Origin of the sequence: Rhodococcus sp. 1163, from assembly GCF_002091985.1 — a bacterium.
Classification (GTDB): Bacteria; Actinomycetota; Actinomycetes; order Mycobacteriales; family Mycobacteriaceae; genus Rhodococcoides.
The window spans coordinates 14,408-38,145 of record NZ_MKKX01000013.1; the positions used below are offsets into that span (position 1 = coordinate 14,408).

Below are 23,738 nucleotides of genomic sequence, written 5' to 3' on the forward strand. Positions count from 1 at the left end.
CCTGCTACCATCAACAAAATGTTGTCAATATTATGTTGATAGGTGAGTGATGTTGACGAAGCTCTTAGAAGCGACCCGGCCGACCTCCGGTGGCAAAGCGGCAGTGCTCGCTGTGTTGCTGCGCGAGGGAGTGTCAGTGCCCGACGGGTTCGTCGTGGTAGACGGTGGTCAGCCGTCCGACGCCGTGACCGCGCACTCCTTTCGTGAAGCCGTCGCCCTTGAGCTTGAACAGTGGGGCAGCCCGATGGTGGCAGTGCGCTCCTCGGCGGCCAGCGAGGACAGTGCGGATGCTTCGGCGGCGGGCCAGTACGAGAGCATCATCGGCGTTCGCGGTGCAGATGACGTATGTCAGGCCATAGCGACGTGTCGGAAATCGGCCCTCGCTGCACGAGTGGGTGACTACTGGACACGAACCGGTGGCCCGTCTCGCCGCGCGTCTAGCATCGCGGTGCTCGTGCAGCCGGTGATCGAGGCGGATGTTTCGGGGGTCATGTTCACGCCGCAGCAGTGCGGGGGACCGACTCGGATCGAAGCATCCTGGGGCCTGGGTCTGGCCGTCGTGGGCGGAAGGGTCACGCCCGACACCTACGAGGTCACCTCGAACGGGGCCATCCACTATGCAGTCGGAAGCAAACAGACCCGTATCGATCTGGATCACGAGCGCGGCGGTGTCGCCAGCAGCCTGGTCGCGCCCGACAAGCAATCTGCACGTGCCCTCAACGATGCCACGATCGCGGCCTTGACTGAAGTAGGAGGTCGTATTGCCGCGGTGCTCGACGGGCCGCAGGACATTGAATGGTCCGTCGAAGACGGCACTGTGTGGATTCTGCAAGCACGCCCGATCACAGCAGCGCTCCCCGCTAGCAGGGTTCCCGGCTCCTCCGACCAGACGAAGGCGCTGAACGGCACTCCAGGTTCCCACGGACAGGTCACCGCTGCAGCACGGATTGTACGTAGCCTCTCCGATTTTTCCTCCGTCCACCGAGGCGACATCGTGGTCTGCCCGTACACAGACCCGGCCTGGACGCCCCTGTTCACCATCGCGGCCGGCGTTGTCACCGAGACGGGCGGTGCGCTCTCGCACGCCGCGATCATCGCCCGCGAGTACGGCATCCCCGCCGTGCTCGGCGTCGACAACGCCATCAATCAGATCGAGGACGGCGCTCAGATAACGCTGAACGGTACAGCCGGAACGGTCACCGTCCTCTGACCCGAACCTTGCCCCCCGAGAGAAAGGAGAGCAGTGGCATCGCCGTTGATGCTCCTGACAACTCATGGCTACGAGGCATCTCTACATCGCACGCCACGGCGACGCCGACGCGTTCGGCAACCTCACCGACACTGGACGTGAACAGGCCCGTTCATTCGGGCAGCGCTTAGCGCATCTGCCAATCGACGCCGTATGGCACTCGCCGCTTCCGCGGGCGGCCGATACCGCCCGCGAGCTGAACATCTTCCTGAGCGGCAGCGCCCCTGTTGGTGAAGCATCCGAGCTGATCGACCATGTGCCCTACGTGCCGTCACCAGAGGAGATCCCGCCATCATGGGTGCCTTTCTTCGACGGCTACGACGCTGACGAAGCGGAAAGAGGGCACAAGATAGCGGACAGTCTCACTGCGAGATTTGCTGTACCGCCGGATGGTGATGCCGATATTCACGAAGTTCTTGTCACCCACGCCTACCCGATCGCGTGGCTCATCCGTCATGCCCTGAACGGCCCAGCGGTGCGATGGCTCGGGCTCAATAGCGCGAACGCGGCCCTGACCGTGATCGAAAACCGGCCCGAGCTGCCGCCGAGCGTCGTCATGTTCAACGACATGAGCCACCTCCGTCCTGATCTGCGTTGGACGGGATTTCCCACGACGCTGCGCGCCTGAAGGCGCGAAAGGCGCTGCTCGGTGGCCAATCCTTAGCGCCGGATCTCGGACCACTGTCCCTCAACCTCCTGCTACCACGGAGACTCTCCGGCGAATGGCACGTAAAAGTTCTGCGCTATGTAGCGAATCTCGCCACGGAAGCAAGCTGAGACGCCGGTGGCACGCTCAGTAATTCTTTACTGAGCTGACTTCGAGCCCATTGTTCCCTGGTGAAGATGCACTTCGTGTCGCCAGCCAGTTCAGGGTCGCGGCGCAGACCGCGAGGCCTGCTGCAGCCATGACTAGAAACCGGTCCACGGCGATGAGGAAGGAGCCCGCGATCGTGCCAACCGCAACACTCACTTACAGCGCGGATGCGTTCATTCCGATAACCATCGTGGCGTGCGCCGAATCGTGGGTGAGCAGTCGGTGCTGCTGCGGTGGGGTCTGCGCCCAGGAGGCTGCTCCCCAGACTGCAGAAGCAGACAAAATTACTACAAACGGTCCGTGGGTTGCGATCACCGCTATAGCGAGTGCCAAGGAGGTGTAGGCGACAGTGAGGGTACGGTCGGGACCCCACGAGTCCGTGAACCGACCGCTTGCCAGCGAACCGACGACCGCGCCGACGCCGTACGCGGTCAGCGCGGTCGTCAGTTCATTGCCCGCGGTGCCAGTGCTCTGGCCGAAAAATGTGTACGGACAATACGCGGCGGCCATACCCGTCACGGTGATCAGCAGTACTCGTCTGATGTATGGATCGGCGAGCGGTACGAATCGCTCCCGCAGTCGAGGTGTCTTCGCCGCCGGTGACGAGCGAACCAACAACAGGACCCCTCCTGCACACATTGCGCACAGCACCGCAACACCGACGAGTGAACCTCGCCAACTGACCAAGTTGCTCAGCAGGCTGGCCGACGGCACGCCAACTGCAGTAGCAAGTGTCAGGCCCGCAATCACGATCGCCAGTGCGCGGGCTCGGTGACTGGCCGGCACCGAGCCCGCAGCAAGAACGCTTGCAGTGGGCGTAACCACACTGGCTGCTGCACCGGCGGCGGCGCGAGTTGCGAGCAGCACACCCAGATCTGAAGCCCAGGCCGTGGCGACGTTGGCCAGCATCAGCGTCAAAAGTGCGGCGACAAGGAACGCGACGTCGCGAAAAGTGCGCGGTGACGGCTGCGAGTAACGGCGCCGAAACAGAATATGCGACGGCGAAAGCAATCACCGACACGCCCGCGGCAGACTCCGACACTTGAAGTTCGTCCGCCATCGATGGAAGGAATCCTGCGACGACCCATGCGTCCGTACCAACTGCGAATGTCGCCAAAACCAATGGCGCACACACGATTGCCGGACTGCTACTTAGGGTCATCGATCAGCGGAAGCGCGGTCCGGCGAGTTGGCGGCGCGGATGACAGCATCGAGCGTGGCGGTCAGGACAGAGCGATCGACTCCTGCTGACCAACCGGACCCGTCGGCAGTGCGGTATTCCAGCATTGTCACGGCGTCACTGTCGTTGCCGGACTGAACGCTGGTCTGGGTCAGGCCGAGGACGTCGACATCGCGGTTGTGTGGTGCCAGCGCTTCGATGAGCGCCTCGACCGGTCCAACTCCTTCATGGGTACTTTCGCTCTGTTCCCCGTGGATCTCAACCGTGACCGCAGTCGTGTTTCGTCCGTGTTCTTCGTGCGAATCGAAGCTGATCAGGTTGACATCTTCGGCGTTTTTTCCTTCGGCGTATACCTCGCGAAAGATGCTCCACAGCTCGACGGCGGAGAGTTCGGTGCCTACAGCGTCCGTGCGGCGTTGAACGTGCCGGGCGAGGTCGATCTGGAGCCGGCGCGGAAGCTCGAGGCCGTAACCGGTTTCCAGGAGGTAGGCGATCCCTCCTTTGCCCGATTGAGAGTTCACTCGGATGACCGCATCGTAGGAGCGGCCGATGTCCGCGGGGTCGATGGGCAGGTAAGGAACACGCCACTCGGCGGCAGCGTTGGGCCCGCTCTCCCTCTGCGCCCGGGCATGCTGCTCGGCGAATCCTTTTTTGATGGCGTCTTGGTGTGTCCCACTGAAGGCGGTGTGTACGAGGTCGCCGACGTAGGGGTGCCGTGGGTGCACTTCGAGCTGATTGCAGTATTCGACGGTGCGGCGGATCTCATCGATGTCGGAGAAGTCGATCATCGGATCGATGCCCTGCGCGTGCAGATTCAGTGCAAGGGTGGCGATGTCGACATTGCCGGTGCGTTCGCCGTTGCCGAAAATGCAGCCCTCGACTCGTTGCGCCCCGGCCAGGACGGCGAGTTCGGCGCAGGCGATTCCGGTTCCTCGGTCGTTGTGTGGGTGCACAGACAGGATCACACTGTCGCGGCGTGCGATGTTGTTGTGCATGTATTCGATCTGGTCGGCGTACACGTTCGGCGTGGCTACCTCGACGGTTGCTGGCAGGTTCAGGATGACCGGCCGCTGGGGGGTCGCATCCCATAGTGCGGTTACAGCATCGCAGATGTCGAGGACGTAGTCGGGCTCGGTCAGGTTGAAAACTTCCGGTGAGAACTCGAACCGCACATTCGGCAGGTCTGCAGCGAGTTCCCAGACGTCGGTCGCTCTGGCCAGGATCAAGCCTCGGAGATTGTCTTCGTCTCGACCGAGGACCACTTCGCGCCAGGTCGGTGCTGTGGCCGTGTACATGTGAATCACGACCTCGTTTCTGATGCCGCGCACGGACTCGACGGTTCGCTCGATGAGGTCCCGTCGCGCGGGGGTGAACACAACGATGGTGACGTCGTCGGGTGCGAGGGCTGACTGCGCGAGCAATCGCACGAAGTCGAAATCGGTCTGCGAGGCGGAGGGGTAGCCGACCTCGATTTCTTTGTAGCCCATGGCCACCATGAGTTCGAAGAACCGTTGCTTGCGTTCGGGATTCATGGGTTCTGGAAGTGCCTGGTTTCCGTCCCGAAGATCGACAGGTACCCACAGTGGGGCTTGCGTCAGCCTCTTGTCCGGCCAATTCCGCACAGTAAGCGGAACATCGACCTTGCTGAATACGTCGCGGTAGCGATGCGACCGCATTTGAGATCGTTTCTGTCGGTTCCACGGCGATGCATCGGATGGAACGGCACCGGAGGGAGTGAAAATGGTGGGGAACACAGACATGGTGGTTGTAAACCTTTTAGTCGTCTAACCAAGGCGGTCGGCGTCGATCTAAGCGCCACGGGAGGGTGCCGACTCGACTAGACCCCGCCGTGGCCGCTAAGAAGCACCAGGACTGTTTTAAGCACCTGAGCAACGTAGCACAACTCCTCAGACAAGCTGAGGAGTAAGGTATACAAAATGAACCAGGTGAAACGGTTATCGCTGGCTGATCAGGCAGCCGATCTACTACTCGCGCGAATCAAGTCGGGTGAATGGCCAGTCGGCACCAAACTTCCGGGCGAGACCACGTTGGCTCCTCAGCTCGGCGTCGGCCGGTCGACAGTGCGCGAAGCCACTCGCCAACTCGCCGGCCGGGGGATATTGCTCGCACGTCAAGGGTCGGGGGTATTCGTCAACTCTGTCGACGAAGCAAGTGCCGAATGGGATCTGGTGTTGAAACGAGCACACATCAAGACAGTTCTCGAAGCCCGCCTCGCGGTCGAGGGAGAGGCTGCCGAACTGGCGGCGATGCGCCGAACCCCCGCCGATGTCGAAGCTATCCAGATCGCACTGCGGCTTCGCTCCGAGCGGCGATTCGAAGTCTCCGAATTGGTCGACGCGGACATCGCATTTCATCGCAGCATCGTCGCCGCATCTCACAATGAGATTTTGCTGAGCCTATTCGACACCATGACACCTCGGCTACGGAGTGCGATGATCGAAATGTTGCATATGGCAGATGAATTCGGAGATGACCCTGATCACCAGGCACATGCAAACGTGGTGGAGGCGATCTGCGTGCGGGACGCAAAGAGGGCCCGGTCACTTACTCGAGCGCATCTTCACGACCTGTCGAGCACTATGGGGTCGACGACGTAAGCAAAGCCCGGCAAAGTCGCGGCGCTGTTATTTTGCGCGTCACGGTGACGAGGCAAGGTCATTTTCTGATCGATGCAGTCAAGTCGACGCTACTTGCCCTGTGCGGCGAGCGAATCCACCCATGAAGTAGGACAGGATTAGTCGACGGACGCGGTGGCGGACATGCGACGGGCAGTTGGTTTCAGGTCAGGCTTGTTTGTTCGACAGAGATTTGGGCGACCACGATGTTGCAAACCTCTGTCACTACAGAGCGAGGGGTAGTCCTGCGGCTTCGGCAGTGAGGATGCGGGCCTCGATTGTGGCTGCGTCCTCGCCGTTGGCTAGTCGTGCTCGGAGGGCGGCGGCGATGGTGCGGGTTCGGCCGGCTGCGCCGCGGACGTCGGCGTGGGGGCTGGCAATGTCTCTCCGCCTTGTGGTGTATTCCACACGGTGACTGGCAATGTCGGCGTATTCGACTTGTGCGCAATTTTCGATCGCTCAGAGACTTCCCCAATAGAACAGGTCGGCGTCCAGGCCAATCACAGATCCTTTGTGCTCCAGGCCAAGCCGAGGTGGTCTGCGCGCCGCCCGGCAGCGTCAAAAAGTCGTCAGTTTTTGCGGACTCGCGAAACTGCCCTCTTGCCTGGCTTGGTCGCTTCGAGTCGGTAGTGGCGTGAGTGTGCGCCGTCGTAGAACTCTTCTGTGTACTCGGTGAAGCCGATGCGTTCGGCTACTCGGCCCGAGCGTTCGTTCGCGACACTCACGCTCGCTACCAGCGGCACCCAGGGCAGCTTGCGGGCGCGCCAGTCAACGATTGCTTTCGCTGCCTCCGCCGCGTAGCCCTGGCCCCACACCTCCGGGCAGAAGCGGTAGCCGAGGTTCAGTACCCGTTCGCCGTGAAAGTCGCGGGCACGGATCCCGGCCAGCCCGATCACGTCGGGGTTGGTTCGGGTGGTCACTGCGCAGTAGCCATACCCGTGTTCTCTCCAGTGCGCGAGCCACGAGTCGACCAGGAGGCCGACCTGCGCCGCGTCGGGCGGGTCCGATTGGAACTGGGTCGTGCGGGGATCGGTGTGCAGTTCGATCATCGTCAGTCGGTCCTCTTCGCGCAGGGGGCGCAGGATCAGCCGGGTAGTTTCGATGTCTGTGAACACAACCGAGAAACTATCGCAGCCCGGGGGAACCGCCACGGCAGAACATCGGCCACAAATGTGGAGCACGAGTGGGGCGATCAGACGGCCAGGTTGACGTTCGTGCAGTAGGCGACTCTGATTGCAATCACCCTCGCTGTGAGGTTCAGATGGTGGCCAGGGCGTTGCCCACGAGGGTGAAAAGGCGGTCCCAACGCCGCTGCAGCCCGACTGGGTCGAAGGCGTCAGTATCGGACAATCGTGAACTTATGGACGGTGCCCGGGTGAATCTCGGAGGAATAGACAAGCTGCGCGGCATCGAGTGCTCCGTTCGGTTCGTTCAGAGCCTCGGCAGTCAGGTCGCTTGCTGCATGGCCGAAACGACCCTGTGCGGTGATTTTCGCGAGTGCTTCGGTTCGTCCGCCCCCACAGGTCCATGAAATGCAGGGAATGCCCACTGTCCCGGTCGGGGTAGGCGGCCACCGGTTCGCGTGGCGACCAAACCGCCGATGCAGTAACCGACTACCCCGATTCGACCGCCGCTTGCTTCAGGGAGTTCAGCGAGGAATTGGAGGTATAGTTCCGCGTCGCTCACAACGCGCTCCGCAGTGTGCTGAGGGTCGGGCGTCTTTCTCCAATATGGGTAGGGAGCCCGATCAGGGGTGCTCGACCGCCTCACGCCTTTACCGCTCGGAGCGACCAAGCCGGGAAAAGGGGCAGTTTCGTGAGTCCGCGGGAACTGACGATTTCGTCGCTACCGGGCGGCGCGCCCCGACCCACCTCTGCTGAGCTTGGAATGGACGTCACCGACCGGCGGGGGCTCGCCCATCGCACCATCTGAACAGGTCTAGCACGCAGAGATGTCTCGGTCGATCAGGTAGATCGCTTGACTACAGTCGGACTCTGAGGGGCCAGTCCCACAGCCGGCGACGGCTAGCCGCTATCCGAGTGGAAACTGACATCCACTGCCTGGCAATGTCGTACGGTCGGTGCCGCTCGATCATCGAAGTCGACAGGCCCAGGGGCCTCGAACGCCTCCGTCGGTGCCGGAGTCTGCGTGGCTGGGCGCAGAGCGAACACCAAGAGAATCGCACCCGCGAATGTAGCAGCGGCTATCCAGATGACACCGAAGTGCATTGCGTGCACAAATGCGGCATCGGCGGCGCGCTGCAGTCCGGTGATCCCGTACGTACCGGCGACATGCCGGGCCTGTTCGGCGGAAATCTCGGCGCGGTCAGCGAGATCTCTTGGCACGCCGACCAACGAGGGCTTGATCTCCGAGCGATACGCGATGGACATGATCGTGCCGCCCACTGCGATGCCAATCACGCTACCGGCTTGTCGCACTGTGTTCGTGATTGCCGATCCGGCACCGGATTTCTCCAACGGAAGTGTGCTGAGCAACGCGCCGGTGACGGGGCCCATGACCATACCGACCGTCAAGCCCTGCACCAGGAGCAGCGCCTCGATCCAGACGAGCGGCGTGGTCTGATTCAGGAACCCGTAGCCCGCCATCGTCAGTGCTGCCACCAGAAGCGAGGGCACCGCAACCGGGCGCAGGGACCACTTACTGACCAACCGCGCACCGAGTGGGGCACCTATTATCGCGCCGAGCGCCGTGGGGAGATTGGCCAGGCCAGCTTTCAATGGCGAAAAGTAAAGTACGCCCTGCATGTAGAAGGCGTTGTAGAACGTGATTGCGGCGACCGAGAAGAACAGCAGTGCCATCGCGGCGTTTGCCCCACCGAAAGTCCGCTGCGCCAGCAGACGCGGGTCGAAGCTCGGTGTCTCGATATTCAGCTCGGTAAGTATGAACACGCCCAACAAGGTCACCCCGATCAGGATTGGTAGCCACACATCGATGGCACCCCAACTTGTGACTTGGCCTGCTCGTATCAGCCCATACGAGAGTGTCGCGAGCCCACTGACCGAAAGTAGCATGCCTGCCGGATCAAGAGACCGTTTGATGGGACTCCGAAAGTTTGGAACCAGGAAGGCTGTTCCCAGCAGCGCCACCGCCACGATCGGGATATTTATTATGAAGATCGATCCCCACCAGAAGTGGCTGATCAGGACACCTGCAACTACGGGTCCGACTGCCATTCCGATACCGGCATTTGTTGACGAAATCGCGATCGCCGTCGCCCGCTTGGGTCCGGTGAATGTCCACAACAGGATGGCGAAATTGGCCGGCATGATGAATGCGGCACCGAGACCCATCAACGCTCGGGCGGCAATGAGCTGCCCGGCGGTCCCGGCATATGCTGCCCAGAGTGACGCGCAGGCGAAGGCGGCGAGGCCGAACATGATCATCAGCCGATGACCGAACCTGTCACCGAGTGCCCCCGCAGTAAACATCAGGGTTGCAAATACCAGCGTGTAAGCGCCCGTTGCCCATTGCAGTTCTCCAGGGCTGGCATTCAATCCTTTTACTGGGTCGGCGAGAGTCTCCAAGGCAATGCTGAGAACAGTATTATCCAGCCAAATAAGTACCGATGCGATCATAAGAACCGCCAAGATTAAATAAGGTCGAGTCTTAAAGGTGCCGGAAATGCTTGTCACGAATACTCCCTACACCGCTGGGTAAATGCGATCCCTAAAGTAGGAGCGGACAGGGATTTTGTCAAACTAGATGTTTTGCTCAATACCCGGTTTCAACTGTTGCAAATCAGGTTGCTTTTGTGCCTCAGGAGCAAGATGGGCACATTTTAAAAAAGGTTTAAGAAATCTCTTGCCGAATTCGACAATATATGTCCCTAACCTTGATCTTTCGTAGGGTGGACGGCCACGCCTGAGCGGTTCGAGATTTGGTTTTCGGACCCGGCTTTCTCGTGCGCGCACGGTGACTCTGGCCGATGTCGATCGGCGGGCGCTCGGTTCCGCGGTCCGAGGTGTCGCGCGAGGGCACTGTCACGTTGTTGAACGCGGCAAACTGGGAGAATCGGCGAGGTGAGCACCTCGATGCCGTCGTACAAAGGCCACCGCTACCCGGTCGAGATCATCAACCACTGCGTGTGGTTGTACTTCCGGTTCCCGCTCAGCTTCCGCGACGTCGAGGAACTCATGCTCGAACGCGGTGTCGTGGTCAGCTACGAGACGATCCGGCGGTGGTGCGCCAAGTTCGGGCAGGCCCACGCCAACGAGCTGCGTCGACGGCGGTCCCGGCCCGGCGACAAGTGGCACCTCGACGAGGTGTACATCCGAATCAATGGCCGCCAACATTATCTGTGGCGCGCGGTCGACCAGGACGGCAACGTGCTCGATGTGCTGGTCCAGTCCCGACGAAATGGCAACGCCGCCATGCGATTCTTCCGTAAGCTACTCAAGGGGTTGCGCTATGTGCCGCGGGTGATCGTCACCGACAAGCTTGGCAGCTACCAGGTCGCGCACCGCGAACTGCTGGCCTCGGTCGAGCATCGCCGATCCAAGTACTTGAACAACCGGGCCGAGAACTCGCATCAACCCACCAGGCAGCGAGAGCATGCGATGAAACGGTTCACATCTCCCGGGCACGCACAACGATTCCTGTCCGCGTTCTCTGGTATCTCACCGCATTTCCGGCCCTGCCGCCACCGACTGACCGCACCCGAATGGCGTGCTGAGATGGCCGACCGTTTCACGGTCTGGCAGGAGATCACCGCGACCGATGCCGTCGTCTGAAAGTGAACGGCCCGGCGTTGCCCCGTAGCGGCCTGTCCCAAACAGGCTTCGCTGCTAGGTTTCAATTAACGTGACAGTGCCCGAATGGGCACCCTTCGGCCGGAACCGCGTCATGGAAGGAACGAAGTCCGGCCCCGATCGCTCGGGCAGCGGTGATGGGATCGGACAGCCACTTAGGGTCGACGGCCTACTCATCTTTTTCAGCCCTCACAATCGCACGCGGCGAGAATCCGTGGGTACCCGCGGCAATTGCTTGAACCGGTTGAAGGGTTTCCACGCTGCAGGTGCCCAGTTCAGGTGCACTCCTCCGGGCTGCCTGTGTTGCTCGACACGCCCGAGCTCCCTGCTCGACGCGTCCCCAACGGCACCCGTTCACGTCCAAGAAGGCGGATCCCGTCGGTCAGTGAGCGGCGGTGTAAGCCTTTTCGATATCGACGGGAATTCGGCCATGTTCGCTGATCTCGTAGCCCTGGTCGAACGCACACTGCCGGATCGCCCGTGTCTGCTCCGGATCACGGTTGCCCGATCCGCCGGCCGCTGTCGCGGTCGATGCGGCAGCGGGGGAGGGCATACGCTGTGCGGCCACAGACTCGCGTCGCGTGCTCGATGTAGTAGCCGAGATTCTTGTAAAATTCGTTCGCGCTTCTCGCTTTCAGGTCGACCGAGTACTCGACGCCGTCGATCGCGTATTCGATCGTTTCGCCGGATTCGTCGTCGATGACCGACCGTCGATGCCGTCCACCATTTGGGTTGTCTCTCGTTCGGCCACAGCCTATGGCAGTACTCGGTGACACCACTGCGGCGGAGCCGAACTGATACACCTCTGCGGCGGAGCCGCACTCAGTCGGCGACCAACTGCGTCGACTCGAAGTACCCACCTCGACCACGCTCACGTTGCCTGCCGATGACGTAACGGCCCGGGGCAATTCCGGTGGCGCCGTGCTCGGGGTGGATCAGGTAGGCGGTCACCGTGTTTTCGAGAATTCCGAGCGCCAGACGCCGCGTATCGCTCACCGGTGTCGACCACGTGCATCGCCCGCCCTCGGCTACGAGGCTGTGCGGATTTCCACCCGCTGCGCTGCGCAGCAACTCGATTCCGGACAGGGGCACGTCGTCGATTCGCGTCCACACCCCGGTGGAGACGACGCCTTCGAGCAGGGCATACGGAACGACGATGAGGTCGCCTTGGGCTTGCATGCCGTCGATGATCGGCACCGAAATTTCCTTGTCGAGATAGTCGAAGACGTCGAGGCCGGTCATCGTTGTCAATGTGGACAGGGTCATGTTCTGGTTCATCTGAGTCACCTTGTGTGAGAGTAGGTTCAGGTTCGGCGGAGCAATTGGGCGTAGTTTTCTCCGCTGAGGCCGTAGGTCCAGCCTGCGGCGTCGAGGGCCGAGAAGAATTCACCTGGAACGTGCAGGCCGTAGCGTCTGCGCTGGCCATCGCGTTCGCGAGACCCATTGACAGCGAGAAGCACTCGACCTTCGCCGCCCCAGCCGGCAGGGGTGGCGAACAGCTGCAGAGTGCAGCCATCGTTGCCTGGATCGTCGGCGTTGTCGACCAGGGTGAGTCCTGCAGCGTCGATGTAGTTGTCCCACCCGATGCGTTCGATTGCGGAGCGGCGGATCTCGACGTTGCGTTCGACGGTGATGCGTTCGACGCTCGGGTCGAGCACCACCCAATCGGGCACAATTGTGCCGTTCAGGACGTATGTCGCACTGCCGTCGGCGAATTGGATCGCCGGTTCGTCGTGGTGGTGCAGCCGTCTTTCGCCGTGTACTCGATCGGGAATGGGTTCGGAGTGCAGCACGGTCGGTCGTTCGGACATGACGCAGACGTCGTCGAACGCCCACCACCATCCCGTCGATTCGGTCAGGGCAACAAGTGCGTCGAGCAGTTCGTTGTCCTGTGGTTGGAAGGTTGCGAGGCCGAGGCGGCGGTAGATGTCGTAGTACGCGATGCGGTGTGCTTCCTGCTGGCCGTACCAGGGGATTCCGCCGACGAGGGGCGGCATCAGTATCTTGATGGCGGCTGCGACGCCGTCGAACAGGCTGGTGTGCAACGAGTCCCATACCGTCGATCGTATGATCGGGTTCAGTCCGATGCCCGCGCGGACCGACATTTCGGGTGGCTGATTTCGTACTGCAGCCGTTGTGCGACCTTGGGCTGCTCTGAGCGCCCGAGACCGGATCGTCATCGGCCATCGGGGTGGTGGCCGTTCGCTCACCGGCAGCCGGATGCATGCGTCCATTCGGGAGCGTGAAATGGAGAGCAATGTTGCGATGCGAGCCGATGCACAGGTGGGGCCTTCTACGGCAAAGGTTACAGCGGAAGCCAGGTCGTCCCCGGCGATGCGGGCCGCTGCAGCTGCCGGAGACGGTTCCCATACGAAGCGAGGAACGGGTAGGTCGGAATGTCGATACAGCTGAGCCACAGCAGATTCGGCAGAGTGTCGATCCGATGGTCCGGCGCGCATTCCGTGACCGAGATAGGTGTCGCGCATGGATACGACACTGCGGATGAGTTCTGAATGGGGGTCTTCGATGAGTGTCCCGTGCGACGAAGAAGTCGAGGGGATCTGCACGGCGCTCACGCGATGGAGGCTGTGTAAGCCTTTCCGGTAGTCATGGGAACACCCTGACACACATGATGCCTCGCCGCCAGTGGTGCGCTCGAGTATTCCAGGCGGGCCGTTGCAAACCCTGCAAATCCAAAGTGGTCGTAGTTCCCTCTGAGCTCTGCGCTCAGTGCTCCGATGCCGGCGCAGGGGACGCACCGGGGTCAGGATGCCCTGACGGCGAAAAGATCTGATCATCGGCTGTTGAGGCGCGTTCTCGGCGACGGCGGCTGCAGATTCGGTGGTCAAGCGAGGCCCGGGTCGCGATCGAGCGCAAGTTCGAGGTCTGTTCCTCCGGCAACCGAGTCCGACAGCTGTACCAACAGCATTTTCGCCGTCGTCACTGCGTGCTAGCTATCTTCACCGAGCACGGTCCAGTCACCGCTACCGCGGACGCCCAGGCCTATATCGATCACGTCTTGGCCGGACTATTCTCGCGGGCGATTGTCGCCCGCGGCGGCCGACATAGCCAGTAGCAAAACTCGGCGCATAGACTGGCCCGGTTCTCAGACCACTCGGCGTAATCGATCTTGCGGATCGGACGCATCGCGAAGGCGAGCGAACCCAACAGTGCAACGTAGCTCGCGGGTCAACGCCCGCCACCCACGGTCGGCATCTGACCGCTCAGGGAGCGTGGAGTCAGCCGTTTCTGGTCGGATCCGTCGGGGTTCATCGATGCAATCTCAGGCTGGGAGCCGGTGGCGATGTCGGTCACCAGTTCACCCATCTGTGTAACCGCCCGGTCGTACAGTATGCGCGAGCCGTCGGGCGTGAACTTCGGATGTACGGCGTAGGTATCGGTGAGAGGTGTGATCTCCCCGCCGCCGGAGGGCATTGTGTAGATCTCGGAGCCGTTGTTGCCGCCTCGGTTACTGGAGAAGACGAGCGTCGACCCATCGGGCGAAAAGGCCGGGTCGGAGTTCCAGAGCTGGTCGCGCAGAAGCACTGTCGATTCTCCGCCGTTGGCAGGCACTTCGTTCAGATACCCGCCGGTGACGTAGACCACCCGTGAGCTATCCGGGGAGAATGTCGCTCCGAAGGCCGACTCTTCTTGCGCGATGACATGTGCGTCGGATCCGTCGACGTTCATGATGTTGATGCTGCCGTTTGCGGTAAACGCGATCTTGGATCCGTCGGGTGAGAAAGCCGGTTGGTAGCCACCCTCGTACACCGACGTCGATTCACCCGACTCGACGTCGATGATCTCGATGAACCGGCCTCGGGCGTACGCGAGTTGCTCGCCATCGGGGGAGAGGGCGGCGCCGTACCCGTAGTTCGGGTCCCGGCTGTCTTCGCCCACGGTCGGGGTGACCTGGCGCAAGCCGGAGCCGTCGATGTTCATGACAAACAGCTGGCCCCATCCGTCGTCGAAGGCCACGACTACCGGTGTCGGCTCGGGCGGAGGGCCGTCGGCGCATCCTGCCGCGAGCAGTGTCAGCGCAACGAGCGCGGAGATCAGCCGGATCCGATGCATCGGGCAATCATCTCAGAACTGCCAATGTGCAGAACCCTGGTACGCAGCGCTGCCTGTTGCTGAGGTCGTGAAACTGTTGTTTACCGGTGGCGAAATCATTCAATTGAATGACTAGGTCACGGTTGGATGGATACCGTTCGAATGAACGACCGGCGCACGACCAGCGTGTTGTCGTGCAGGTGTTCGGATTGCGGCCTGGGGTGAGCAGGGCGCGCTTCGTTCGCCGTAGGTCAACCCAGCATGTGTCTCGTACGAGACGGGAGAGCACTGCAATCGAACTGCGCGGTGATACAATTTGGTATAACTGTATTTGAGGAGGTCTGATGTCACTTGCTCACGACATGGAACGTGATCTTCGGGCGATACCTGCAGAACGAGAACTCCTGCAACTCAAACTCCTGCGCGCGGTTGCGCACGCTACCGACAATGGCATCGCTCAACGGGTCATTGCGAAGAACCTTGCGGTCACGCAGCCCGAGGTGAGCCGCATAGTCAAGAAGTTGCGGCTCAACCCGGCGGCACGTGAGCGTAGTCCGCGCGAGGTGTTGCTCGAGCATGCCGCCAAGCTCCTCGACCACGACGCGATGGTGGCCGAACTGACCTCGTGGCCGTACACATTCGGGCACATCGCTGACGGCGATCTGGCAGGGGAGAGCTACGTGCGGGGGACGTGGGATCAAATCGAACGCGCTGGGGATCTCCTGGTCGACGAGGATTATCGAGTGCTTCTCGCGGCCACGGCCGACCGGCGTGCGCAGGCGAATGCACTCTGACCTTGCCGTTGCGGTTGCCTTCGAACTCGAAGCCTGGTGCAGACCCGGTGGGGTACTCGACAAGAACGGTGCCCGAGCCTCGAATCACTCCTTCGACCCGGTGTCGCGGCGCCGAACCCGCGACGGCATCGTCGAAGCCTTCCTCGCCGAACACACCGATGTAGCCGTCGGACGTCAGTTCCTTGCGTTGGCGACCGCGGGACCTCCTGGGGTCGGAAAGTCGTCGAGTATCGACCGCCGCCATCTAGCTGGACAGTGGTGGCGGATCCTCGACGCGGACGTCGTCAAGGACTACCTGCTCCGCGACGCGGTCGCCTGCGGCGTCTACGACGACCTCTTCGATCAGGTGTTGCTCGACGGGCAGCCGGTGATGCCGCGGGAACTCGCGACCCTGGTGCACTCGGAGTCGACGATCCTTCTCGACGTGATCACCGAGATCTGTATGGCGCGTAGGGAAAACATTGTTCTGTAGGGGACGTTCAGTTGGCCCGGTCTCGCTCCTCGTCTGCTGAACGACCTCGCATCTGCGGATTACGAGAAATTCACGATCCTCGACGTCGAGGCCCCCGCGGAGATCACCCGTGCGCGGGCATTGACCCGGTGGTGGAGCGGCCGCCTCGATGCGATCAACGGCGGCGATCCTTTCGGTGGCCGCTTCACCCCCGGTTTCGTCATCGACGCCCTCTACACCGGCGACACCGAGGTAACGGTATGCGCCCGCAACGCCCGGACAGCGTTCGATCATGCACTCGCTGCGGAAATTCCGACAGTCGAGTTGCTCGTCGAGCACTTCGGCGGCGGTGACGAGACGTGGGTGAAGGAGAACGGGGTCGTGGTGTACTCCCACGGTGCTGCTGATCGCCGCGCTCCATGACCCGACGCCCATCTGAAGTCGGTAACGCAGCCAACTCACCCGCCGGGGTCACGGCGGACACCGAAGCTCTCTGCCAGAGAACGATGTCGGCATACGCGGCAAGTTCGCTCCACCGTTGCTGTTCGAGTCGTGCGGCCGGTTGAAGGATGTACCGATCCGCCGCGACGAGTTGTTTCATCGACAGTTCGGTTATGGCGGCGATGTCTTCGATGGGCACCTGGAAGGTCCGGCACGGCCCGAGTGGGGGAGTAGCGGAGTCGGCACGGGCAGGTCGCGTGAAGATCGGCCCCAACGAGGGTGTCTGGTCAAGGATGTATCCGTCGCCGCCAACTGTGACTCCTGTTCCCCGGCGGCTATTTTGAAGAACCGTCGTGGAATTGCGACGCCCCGGTACCGGATCGTCGGCGGCGAAGATGCATCTGGTTCAAGGTCGCGGTTTGCGGCCCGCACACCGTGTAGTGGAAGGTGTCGTCGTTGGCCAGCTCGGCGACCGCGGCGGTGCCCCAGACTGGGTCGCGGCGCCGCACCAGATGACCGAGGTAGAGATCGCTACTGGCATACAGCTGCGGGCCGGCCTGCTGCGTGGCCGGCAGCCGCGGATCGAGTCGCCAGTCGTCGCCGCGTTCGACATCGCGCAGCTGGGATCCGCCGATGTTCACCGCTGTGCTCGCCGCCAGGCAGCGCTCCGGGTCGATCGCGGACCGTGAAGTGCGTGTACGGCAACACAACCAGATTTGGCCGTGATGGTGGATCAAGTTCGATGGCGGGTAGGAATGCGGAGTTGTAGCCAGCGGGGGAGAGCACCGCCTCAGTGAATCCGGCGATCGTGACGAGCACATGAACACACCCCGCTCTCGGGGTCGATTACGTACCTTCGGATGGCGGCGCCCGAAACCGAGCGCCTGCACACGAGATCTAGGAGGTATACCCATGGCTGCAATCGCTGACAAGCTCGACAAGGCAAACGAAGACAAGCCCCTCACCGAACTCGTCGACGCACCCGTCGAAGCACTGCAGGGCGTGAGCCCCGGCGACGCCGAACACCTCAAGGCCGCGTTCAATATCAAGACCATCGGCGATCTCGGACGCAACAAATACTTCCTCTGGGCGCAGTCTATCGCCAAACTCGCCGAGTAGTTCCTACTCGCAGCGTCGACGAGAGTCACAGGACCGCATTGTCCCTGTGACTCTTCTCGTTGATCAGCATCGGTGACTGTCGCCTGGCTACCAGTTTCGCCATCAGGGACTTCGGCGTCGCCTGTGCGGGCCAGGGGGATTTGTGGCGGAACGTCCGCGCCGTCGACCCGGATCTGTCGGCTCAGGCCGGTACCGTCGCACAGGTGACGTCGAGGCAGGGAGGCGCGTTGGGCGACTACTGCTACCAGTGGGCGCTGTTGTCGACTGGTGCGCCGCCGCCGACACCTCGCCGCTACCCGCCCGGGTGACCTCGCTCCGGCTGGCATTGGACTCCGCGCACAGATAAAACGATCCGACGTGCCGCGCAGTGTCACGCGATCGGGGCCGCATTGCCGACCGGCGGGTCGACGGCGGCATTGTTCGGAGTCCGCGACGTTGTACTCTTCCATTTGGCTGGCGCATGCCTCTCCTACAACGCGATTGCAGCTCTCGACCGCGGCAATATCAACGCCTACGGTGACAGCCTCTGGATCGGCGGCCGCCACTGAATTCGCATTTGTCCCAAGCTTCGACAAAGTGCGATCCGAACGCGCCGAGTGGCCCGCAGCGCGGACTTCTGACCTCGATTCGCAGGCGTCAGGGTTTTCCCTGATGTGCTCGACCGAACGCGAGTCCAGACTTGAGCTATGAACATCGAGACATGGTGGCCGAAGGTGACCGCGGATTCACGGGAATGGCTGCTCGATCATGCCAGCGAACCGGTCGAACCGAGTGTGCGCGCCGACATCCTGTCGGTCACAGCCGTGGCGGACGGCTCGACGTGGGATGGGAGCGGGTCGGAAGAGGGCGAGTTCGAACTGACTGATAGGACGGTGGACTGGATCGAAGCCGTCGCCAACGGCGAGACGCCGATCTTCTAGCGAGCCGTCAGGCGACGGTGAAGCGCACGGTGTTGCCCGCCGGATCGAGCAGTGTGGTGTTGAGCGGGGAGTCCGTGGTTACGGTCAATCCTGCATTGCCTGAACCGATGTCGATCGCGATTTGTTTGGTCCACTCGCTGCCATGCGCGGGAACTGTTCCCGATCTGGGGGCAGAGTTCAGGTGGACCATCCAGGTGCCGCCGGTCGGCTTGGCGCCGCTGTACGGGTCGACCCATGGTGCGTCGAAGTTGTTCATGTTCACGTACACCGTTAGCGGGCAGTCGGCGTTGAAGAATGTCCGCCACGTCAGCGTGACAACAGCGATGCCCGGCCGGTCGTGCGGGGTGTAGACGTCACCGCCCACCTCACCGGCGCACGGAAGGGACAACTCTCGTCCCAGGGAAATGTTGTACGGGAAGGGCGTGAACTCCTGGTGGTGCGCTGACGCCACCCCGGGCACGCCGAGGAGAGCTGCCGCGAGCGCAGCGCCGACAACGGTGGTTCGGACAGTCCAGGATCGAGTCACGAACAGGACAATACGGTAATAACGTTCGTGAGGGCAGCTATCGGTCTCGCCAGATCTCTCGTCGACCTAAACGCTTGTGCGAGCTAACGTGGTCGCTCACAGGTAACTCCGCGCCCAACCGCTTCGTCTCGTCCGAGGGCGCGAAATATGCAACATGACTTCACTGAGCCCACCCCGTTGACTCGAAGTTCAGCGTCGTCACCGTCGCAGTGAACGCACTCGATATCGAAGACTCCACGGTTCCGCCGCCAGCGGTCGGCGACTACACAAGATGGTTGTTGAACTTCTCGTTGTCGGACGGTGCCAACGCAACAGCGATCCCGCGGCAGCCGACGTGGAACCCGAATCTGCGTGCTTTCAATTCGGAGGCGTCACTGCATATGTGAGAAACTTGCAGTCTGTGCCTCGTAATGACACTGCGTCGCTCAGAGGATCTTTTCGGGGAGCAATGCTCGGTGGCTCGACTCCAGATGATCTGCCGACGCCGGCGGGTGTAGTTCTCCGACTACAGTTTTGCACCTATATCTATCGAGAACGACGCCTCGGGGGGAGTCCGTCCCTGGATCTTGTATCTTGCGACGCGTTTCTGCGAGCCCGAAGTGGTGCCATCGAGATGGCATGGTAGCCGGTTCCGATGCATCGCGGCGATCGCTGACCGCCACCGCGCTACCGGCCATGACAACCCGTGCGGCCACGAGATGGTCCGCGCCACCCTCGCCGGTATCCGAAGGGATTACGTATCGGCGGGGGAGCGGCCACGCAATCCGCGCGCGCCGTTGCTGACCTCCGAAATCGCTAAACCACGTCGAAACCCAGGCGGACGCACTGTTGCCGGAACTCATCGACTTCGTCGATTCCGACGTGCCGGATCCTGCATGGATATCGGGCAGTCGCGACCACCCTCCATGACACAAACTTTTCGGGCGGCCCGATTCCGATTCCAGTTCTGGCTATGGGACGTAGAGCCGACGACGCGGAGCGAGGCCCTGATAAAGCGGGGTGAATAAGCCTGCAGCGCACTACCACGGTCAACTCGGACCGACTGAACTCGACAGGGCCCAGGCGCGGCCTGGCCGCCGCACAGCTCGGTGGAGCTGCCGATACGGAAGGCCGGAGGCAGGTCGTTGACGACCGACCCAAAACCGGCCGAACCTACCCGCGTGACCCGACCCTAACTGAAAAGAGCGAACGTCAGTTCCTTTTACTGGGCGGAACGCCGCTCAATGACAGCGGTATGGAGCGGGTCGGCGCGATTGCGGTCTTTCTGTCGAGATGCAGCGAAGATCGACGGGACACGCCATCGCACTTTGGCAGAAGTTGGGTGAGCCGGGGAGACCAACCAAAGTAGGTGCTTCACCCGTGAGCGGATTGCCTGCTGGTGAACCGGATTTCCCATCGCAACAGTCGACATCGTCGGTCTTCTCTGCGCTATCGTCCCCATATAGGCGTCGATTCCCGCGCGACTTCCGGGTTCCGCGCGGTCGCAGAGGACTACGAGACTGGACGACCGACGTACGCCGATGTGTCGATCGACCGAATTTTCACCGACCTAGAACTCAGTATCAGCAGTCGAGTCCTCGACCTCGCCGCCGGAACCGGACAGCTCTCCCGGTTGTTCCACAGCCGCGTCGGCAGCGTCATCGCGGTCGAGCCCGTGCATGGGATGCGCGAACGAATCAAGACAACTACGCCCGGCATCACGGTGCTCGACGGGACCGCTGAGTCCATTCCACTGCCGGACGCGGACGTCGATGCAGTCGTTGTCGGCGAAGCATTCCACTGGTTCGAAACAGCAACGGCTACCAGCGAAATCGGCCGAGTCCTCAAACCCTCGGGAGGTCTCGGGCTTCTCTGGAACACACCCATATGGACGGTGGACACCACGCCCTGGCTGCAGGACCTCCGGTGCATACTTTCGCACCACAAGGAGTCGGCAGGCGACTACCCGGCCGGCGTCACTTGGCAGAAGACACTCGAGAGCACTCGCTTGTTCGAGATCCTCCAGCACACCAACGCGACTCACGAACAGTCACTCGGGCACGATGCTTTCCTCGCCCAGGTGGCATCGTGGAATTGGGTTGCCAATCTCCCAGAGGCAGCACGGCGAACAGCGCTGAACGACGTTGCTGAACTGGTTCGCCCACTCGGCCGCATCGTTATCCCGTATCGCACTGATCTGTATGTCGGACGTCGTCAATCATCCCCGATACACGACGTCCGATCCTGAACCGGGCGTTCCCGTGTGGGTGGTCCGGTCAAATCCCGAACAGCGGAGCTGAACGGATTAACGTCAGACGCGGATCCTCCGCCACCAACCTCGCTAAACTGGCGTCGCATCTGGCTAATTTTCGGCGCAAATCGACATTGAGATTGTGGTCGAGCTACCGCGCTCAGCTCCAACCCGGCTTGACGTCGCGCCGCGCTGGAAGTCCATTCCATTCTGTGAGTTGGGCCGACTGCCACCACCAATCTGGATCCGAGTGAACGCCGGCGACTACCGTTCTGCCAGTGACAGCCAGAAGTAACTCGGGCGGGCTGCCCAAAGTCGTATCGATCCACGGAAACACACGCGACACTGTTCTCGCACAGCCATTTTCGGGAAAATCCAGGAGCATCCCCACTGCGCGCGCCGCATCGGTGCCGTGAACCAGTATTTCTGTAACAGCCATGCCTGCCCAACCCGCAGCGTCGGCTGTTCCGCTGGGGTGGAACGCACGTTGATCTCCAAGGTCGCGGAGCAGTGCCGCGAGTACGTGTGCAGTCGAGAGCACGTTGTCTAGGTGTTCGGATGCGCGAGCTTCACGACCGTCGCGCAGGACCGGTAATCGGACCTGCGCTCGTCTCGCGACCTGACCGCTGTAGAAGAGCAACGCATCGCTGATGTGCTCGATGGTGTGGAGTGCAGTCCACTGCGTTGGATCCGCAGTGTTCGACCACTGCATCGATATATCGGGTATCGCAGTGAGCGCGTGTAGAGCTTGCGCGGCATGCACCACGTCGTCAGGTGTCGGTTCGGTCTGTGATGTCATGATGTCCGGATCTGTGGTCGTGTCGGGCTGGAGCAGTCGCGATCTGCAGACTATCCATCAAACGGTGCAGTTAACCTCGGGCTTTCACGCGAATTGAGCTCGACCGAGTGTCAGTTCAGAGGAATGGTGCCCTGAACTGGGAAGATTGAACTTGCGAAGGTAACAATCCAGCGAGTTCGAGAGGCACCATTCCGGTGAGTAAGTCTACGTCGCCCTACCCCGCCCTATCCGTCGATGCGACCGGAAACGGGATCGTGTCGCACGCAGGTGCCGTCACCGTCCTGCGCACCGCCGAGGTCACAGGACTCACCGCAGCCCTGTCCGAGCAGCTCGCACCATGGCGTAAACCGTTGGCGCGCTTCGACCCCGGCAAGATTGTCGTCGATCTGGCAGTGTCACTGGCACTCGGCGGCGACTGCCTCGCCGACATCGCTACCCTGCGAGAACACGCGGGCGTCTTCGGGCAGGTGCCTTCGGATCCGACGGTGTCCCGACTGGTCTCCGTCCTGGCCTGCGATGCTCCGCGTGTACTCGCAGCGATCGACAACGCCCGCGCACAGGCTCGCGCTGCTGCGTGGGCACACGCCGGCCATCACGCGCCTGATCACGACATTTCTGCGCAGAACCCGATCGTCATCGACCTCGATGCCACCCTGGTCACCGCCCATTCGGAGAAGGAGAAAGCGGCACCGACCTACAAACGCGGATTCGGATTCCACCCACTGCTGGCCTTCGTCGACCACGGCAAGTCCGGTACCGGCGAACCCGTCGCAGCGCTTCTACGTCCAGGAAACGCAGGCTCGAACACCGCCGTCGACCACATCGAGGTCACTCGGAAAGCATTGGCGCAGTTGCCGTTCACTACCGGACAGCGACCTGGGAGGAAAGTGTTGGTACGGACAGACGGCGCTGGGGCGAGCCACGCATTCCTTACCTGGCTGCACAGGCAGCGGGTGTCGTATTCGATCGGCTTCGCGCTCACCGACGCCATGGTCCACGCTCTCGCTGCTGTTCCGGAGAATGCATGGTCTGTCGCCGTTGACTCGGAGGAGAAGGTCCGAGACGGCGCATGGGTCATCGACGCCACCGGAATCATTGATGTCACCGCGTGGCCGCCGGGGATGCGGGTGATCATCCGGAAGGAAAGGCCACATCCAGGTGCCCAACTGCGGTTCACCGACAGCGACGGTCTGCGGTTGACCGCTTTTGCCACCAACACCGTCGGTGGTCAAGTCCAGGACCTCGAACTACGGCACCGGCGCCGCGCGCGATGCGAGGACCGTATCCGCACCGCCAAGGACACCGGGCTCAGTAACTTTCCATTGCACGGTTTCGACCAGAACCGTATTTGGCTCGCACTCGTCGAACTCGCTCTCGAACTCACCGCATGGACACAGATGCTCGGCTTCCCCGATCACGATGCCCTGCGCTGGGAGCCCAAACGTATTCGTCTACGGATCTTTTCGATCGCTGGCCGCATCTCGTCCCATGCCCGTCGCATCAGACTGAAACTGTCGAAGAACGCGTCCTGGTCCGATGCGATCGTTTCCGCCCTGACACGATTGGCGGCGTTACGCGCACCCGCCTGACCCGGACCACCATCCCATCAACATGGAAGTAAACCTCTCGGGCGGTGGAACCGAGCGTTCAACCGATCGACATCGGCCGACACATCGCGCCCGATCGACGTGCACTCGGCCGCAAACGACAATCTCGATCCGATCAGGTCACCACGACAGCACGAAGAAAGATCGAGG

General features: G+C 61.8%; 27 protein-coding genes and 1 pseudogene. 14 read left to right on the top strand and 14 right to left on the bottom strand.

Annotated features, from left to right (window positions below):
• Nucleotides 1-52: 52 nt before the first annotated feature.
• Together BJD99_RS02135 and BJD99_RS02140 are read left to right on the top strand one after the other, a co-directional pair.
• Nucleotides 53-1,210 (top strand): PEP/pyruvate-binding domain-containing protein, encoded by a 1,158-nt coding sequence (locus BJD99_RS02135; protein ID WP_218775688.1) that lies wholly within the window; start codon nucleotides 53-55, stop codon nucleotides 1,208-1,210.
• Between the two features lie 64 nt (nucleotides 1,211-1,274).
• Entirely contained in the window at nucleotides 1,275-1,877 is a 603-nt protein-coding gene (locus tag BJD99_RS02140) for a histidine phosphatase family protein (RefSeq protein ID WP_084345160.1), read from the top strand.
• Between the two features lie 342 nt (nucleotides 1,878-2,219).
• Here the strand turns inward: BJD99_RS02140 and BJD99_RS02145 are convergent, their stop codons facing one another.
• Both BJD99_RS02145 and BJD99_RS02150 read right to left on the bottom strand, forming a co-directional pair.
• Nucleotides 2,220-3,074, bottom strand: coding sequence for an MFS transporter (locus BJD99_RS02145; RefSeq protein WP_084345161.1), 855 nt, complete (start codon nucleotides 3,072-3,074; stop codon nucleotides 2,220-2,222).
• A 147-nt stretch (nucleotides 3,075-3,221) separates the two neighbouring features.
• Complete coding sequence (locus tag BJD99_RS02150; protein ID WP_084345162.1) at nucleotides 3,222-4,919, bottom strand: 2-isopropylmalate synthase; 1,698 nt, start codon at nucleotides 4,917-4,919, stop codon at nucleotides 3,222-3,224.
• Nucleotides 4,920-5,180: 261 nt separating this feature from the next.
• On the opposite strand from BJD99_RS02150, the gene BJD99_RS02155 reads away from it, so the two are divergent.
• Nucleotides 5,181-5,861: a FadR/GntR family transcriptional regulator gene (locus BJD99_RS02155; protein ID WP_084345163.1), complete on the top strand. Its 681-nt coding sequence runs from the start codon at nucleotides 5,181-5,183 to the stop codon at nucleotides 5,859-5,861.
• A gap of 243 nt (nucleotides 5,862-6,104) precedes the next feature.
• Here BJD99_RS02155 and BJD99_RS02160 read toward each other — a convergent pair whose 3' ends face one another.
• The 4 genes from BJD99_RS02160 to BJD99_RS02175 form a co-directional block, all read right to left on the bottom strand.
• On the bottom strand, nucleotides 6,105-6,287 hold the full coding sequence (locus BJD99_RS02160) for a hypothetical protein (protein WP_084345164.1): 183 nt from the start codon (nucleotides 6,285-6,287) through the stop codon (nucleotides 6,105-6,107).
• A gap of 161 nt (nucleotides 6,288-6,448) precedes the next feature.
• Nucleotides 6,449-6,994 carry a GNAT family N-acetyltransferase gene (locus BJD99_RS02165; protein ID WP_218775689.1) on the bottom strand — a complete coding sequence of 182 codons (546 nt, stop codon included), beginning with the start codon at nucleotides 6,992-6,994 and terminating at the stop codon, nucleotides 6,449-6,451.
• A gap of 331 nt (nucleotides 6,995-7,325) precedes the next feature.
• Entirely contained in the window at nucleotides 7,326-7,649 is a 324-nt protein-coding gene (locus BJD99_RS21485) for a dienelactone hydrolase family protein (protein WP_373270500.1), read from the bottom strand.
• Nucleotides 7,650-7,903: 254 nt separating this feature from the next.
• Nucleotides 7,904-9,475, bottom strand: coding sequence for an MFS transporter (locus BJD99_RS02175; protein ID WP_084345165.1), 1,572 nt, complete (start codon nucleotides 9,473-9,475; stop codon nucleotides 7,904-7,906).
• A gap of 456 nt (nucleotides 9,476-9,931) precedes the next feature.
• Here BJD99_RS02175 and BJD99_RS02180 point away from each other — a divergent pair, with 456 nt between their 5' ends.
• Nucleotides 9,932-10,630, top strand: coding sequence for an IS6 family transposase (locus BJD99_RS02180; RefSeq protein ID WP_143542017.1), 699 nt, complete (start codon nucleotides 9,932-9,934; stop codon nucleotides 10,628-10,630).
• A 400-nt stretch (nucleotides 10,631-11,030) separates the two neighbouring features.
• Here BJD99_RS02180 and BJD99_RS21385 read toward each other — a convergent pair whose 3' ends face one another.
• Both BJD99_RS21385 and BJD99_RS21390 read right to left on the bottom strand, forming a co-directional pair.
• On the bottom strand, nucleotides 11,031-11,201 hold the full coding sequence (locus BJD99_RS21385) for a histone-like nucleoid-structuring protein Lsr2 (protein WP_306294085.1): 171 nt from the start codon (nucleotides 11,199-11,201) through the stop codon (nucleotides 11,031-11,033).
• Nucleotides 11,143-11,286 carry a hypothetical protein gene (locus BJD99_RS21390; RefSeq protein WP_306294086.1) on the bottom strand — a complete coding sequence of 48 codons (144 nt, stop codon included), beginning with the start codon at nucleotides 11,284-11,286 and terminating at the stop codon, nucleotides 11,143-11,145. Before BJD99_RS21390 ends, BJD99_RS21385 begins: the two co-directional genes overlap by 59 nt.
• On the opposite strand from BJD99_RS21390, the gene BJD99_RS21395 reads away from it, so the two are divergent.
• Nucleotides 11,230-11,421: a hypothetical protein gene (locus tag BJD99_RS21395; RefSeq protein WP_306294087.1), complete on the top strand. Its 192-nt coding sequence runs from the start codon at nucleotides 11,230-11,232 to the stop codon at nucleotides 11,419-11,421. The genes BJD99_RS21390 and BJD99_RS21395 overlap by 57 nt on opposite strands.
• A gap of 49 nt (nucleotides 11,422-11,470) precedes the next feature.
• On the opposite strand, the gene BJD99_RS02190 is transcribed toward BJD99_RS21395, so the two are convergent.
• The 3 genes from BJD99_RS02190 to BJD99_RS02200 form a co-directional block, all read right to left on the bottom strand.
• Nucleotides 11,471-11,926, bottom strand: coding sequence for a hypothetical protein (locus BJD99_RS02190; RefSeq protein WP_084345167.1), 456 nt, complete (start codon nucleotides 11,924-11,926; stop codon nucleotides 11,471-11,473).
• A gap of 26 nt (nucleotides 11,927-11,952) precedes the next feature.
• Nucleotides 11,953-13,224: a DUF6745 domain-containing protein gene (locus BJD99_RS02195; protein ID WP_084345168.1), complete on the bottom strand. Its 1,272-nt coding sequence runs from the start codon at nucleotides 13,222-13,224 to the stop codon at nucleotides 11,953-11,955.
• 613 nt (nucleotides 13,225-13,837) lie between these two features.
• Nucleotides 13,838-14,722, bottom strand: a complete 885-nt coding sequence (locus BJD99_RS02200) for a PD40 domain-containing protein (protein WP_084345169.1) — start codon at nucleotides 14,720-14,722, stop codon at nucleotides 13,838-13,840.
• A 323-nt stretch (nucleotides 14,723-15,045) separates the two neighbouring features.
• Here BJD99_RS02200 and BJD99_RS02205 point away from each other — a divergent pair, with 323 nt between their 5' ends.
• From BJD99_RS02205 to BJD99_RS21160, 3 genes are all read left to right on the top strand, one after another.
• Entirely contained in the window at nucleotides 15,046-15,495 is a 450-nt protein-coding gene (locus tag BJD99_RS02205; RefSeq protein WP_084345170.1) for a hypothetical protein, read from the top strand.
• The gene (locus BJD99_RS21155) at nucleotides 15,485-15,967 is read left to right on the top strand and encodes a hypothetical protein (RefSeq protein ID WP_256895355.1); all 483 of its coding nucleotides are present in this window, start codon (nucleotides 15,485-15,487) and stop codon (nucleotides 15,965-15,967) included. The genes BJD99_RS02205 and BJD99_RS21155 overlap by 11 nt, the downstream gene beginning before the upstream one ends.
• A 120-nt stretch (nucleotides 15,968-16,087) precedes the next feature.
• Nucleotides 16,088-16,369 carry a hypothetical protein gene (locus tag BJD99_RS21160; RefSeq protein ID WP_256895356.1) on the top strand — a complete coding sequence of 94 codons (282 nt, stop codon included), beginning with the start codon at nucleotides 16,088-16,090 and terminating at the stop codon, nucleotides 16,367-16,369.
• A gap of 353 nt (nucleotides 16,370-16,722) precedes the next feature.
• Here BJD99_RS21160 and BJD99_RS20650 read toward each other — a convergent pair whose 3' ends face one another.
• A complete protein-coding gene (locus BJD99_RS20650) occupies nucleotides 16,723-17,028 on the bottom strand; it encodes a DNA/RNA non-specific endonuclease (protein ID WP_256895357.1) in 306 nt (101 codons plus the stop codon).
• A 271-nt stretch (nucleotides 17,029-17,299) separates the two neighbouring features.
• Here BJD99_RS20650 and BJD99_RS02220 point away from each other — a divergent pair, with 271 nt between their 5' ends.
• The 3 genes from BJD99_RS02220 (at nucleotide 17,300) to BJD99_RS02230 (ending at nucleotide 18,426) form a co-directional block, all read left to right on the top strand.
• Nucleotides 17,300-17,506 (top strand): hypothetical protein, encoded by a 207-nt coding sequence (locus BJD99_RS02220; RefSeq protein ID WP_084345171.1) that lies wholly within the window; start codon nucleotides 17,300-17,302, stop codon nucleotides 17,504-17,506.
• A gap of 59 nt (nucleotides 17,507-17,565) precedes the next feature.
• A complete protein-coding gene (locus BJD99_RS02225) occupies nucleotides 17,566-17,814 on the top strand; it encodes a hypothetical protein (protein ID WP_084345172.1) in 249 nt (82 codons plus the stop codon).
• A gap of 378 nt (nucleotides 17,815-18,192) precedes the next feature.
• The gene (locus tag BJD99_RS02230; protein ID WP_084345173.1) at nucleotides 18,193-18,426 is read left to right on the top strand and encodes a hypothetical protein; all 234 of its coding nucleotides are present in this window, start codon (nucleotides 18,193-18,195) and stop codon (nucleotides 18,424-18,426) included.
• Between the two features lie 7 nt (nucleotides 18,427-18,433).
• On the opposite strand, the gene BJD99_RS02235 is transcribed toward BJD99_RS02230, so the two are convergent.
• Nucleotides 18,434-18,952, bottom strand: a complete 519-nt coding sequence (locus BJD99_RS02235; protein ID WP_084345174.1) for a hypothetical protein — start codon at nucleotides 18,950-18,952, stop codon at nucleotides 18,434-18,436.
• 638 nt (nucleotides 18,953-19,590) lie between these two features.
• On the opposite strand from BJD99_RS02235, the pseudogene BJD99_RS21165 reads away from it, so the two are divergent.
• Together BJD99_RS21165 and BJD99_RS02245 are read left to right on the top strand one after the other, a co-directional pair.
• Nucleotides 19,591-19,746 (top strand): annotated as a pseudogene (locus tag BJD99_RS21165) (integrase); the annotation flags it as partial.
• 584 nt (nucleotides 19,747-20,330) lie between these two features.
• On the top strand, nucleotides 20,331-21,179 hold the full coding sequence (locus tag BJD99_RS02245; protein WP_179142150.1) for a class I SAM-dependent methyltransferase: 849 nt from the start codon (nucleotides 20,331-20,333) through the stop codon (nucleotides 21,177-21,179).
• Nucleotides 21,180-21,342: 163 nt separating this feature from the next.
• On the opposite strand, the gene BJD99_RS02250 is transcribed toward BJD99_RS02245, so the two are convergent.
• The gene (locus tag BJD99_RS02250) at nucleotides 21,343-21,981 is read right to left on the bottom strand and encodes a hypothetical protein (RefSeq protein ID WP_084345177.1); all 639 of its coding nucleotides are present in this window, start codon (nucleotides 21,979-21,981) and stop codon (nucleotides 21,343-21,345) included.
• A 194-nt stretch (nucleotides 21,982-22,175) separates the two neighbouring features.
• Between BJD99_RS02250 and BJD99_RS02255 the strand changes: the two genes are divergently transcribed.
• Entirely contained in the window at nucleotides 22,176-23,570 is a 1,395-nt protein-coding gene (locus tag BJD99_RS02255) for an IS1380 family transposase (RefSeq protein ID WP_084345178.1), read from the top strand.
• The last annotated feature ends 168 nt before the right edge of the window (nucleotides 23,571-23,738 follow it).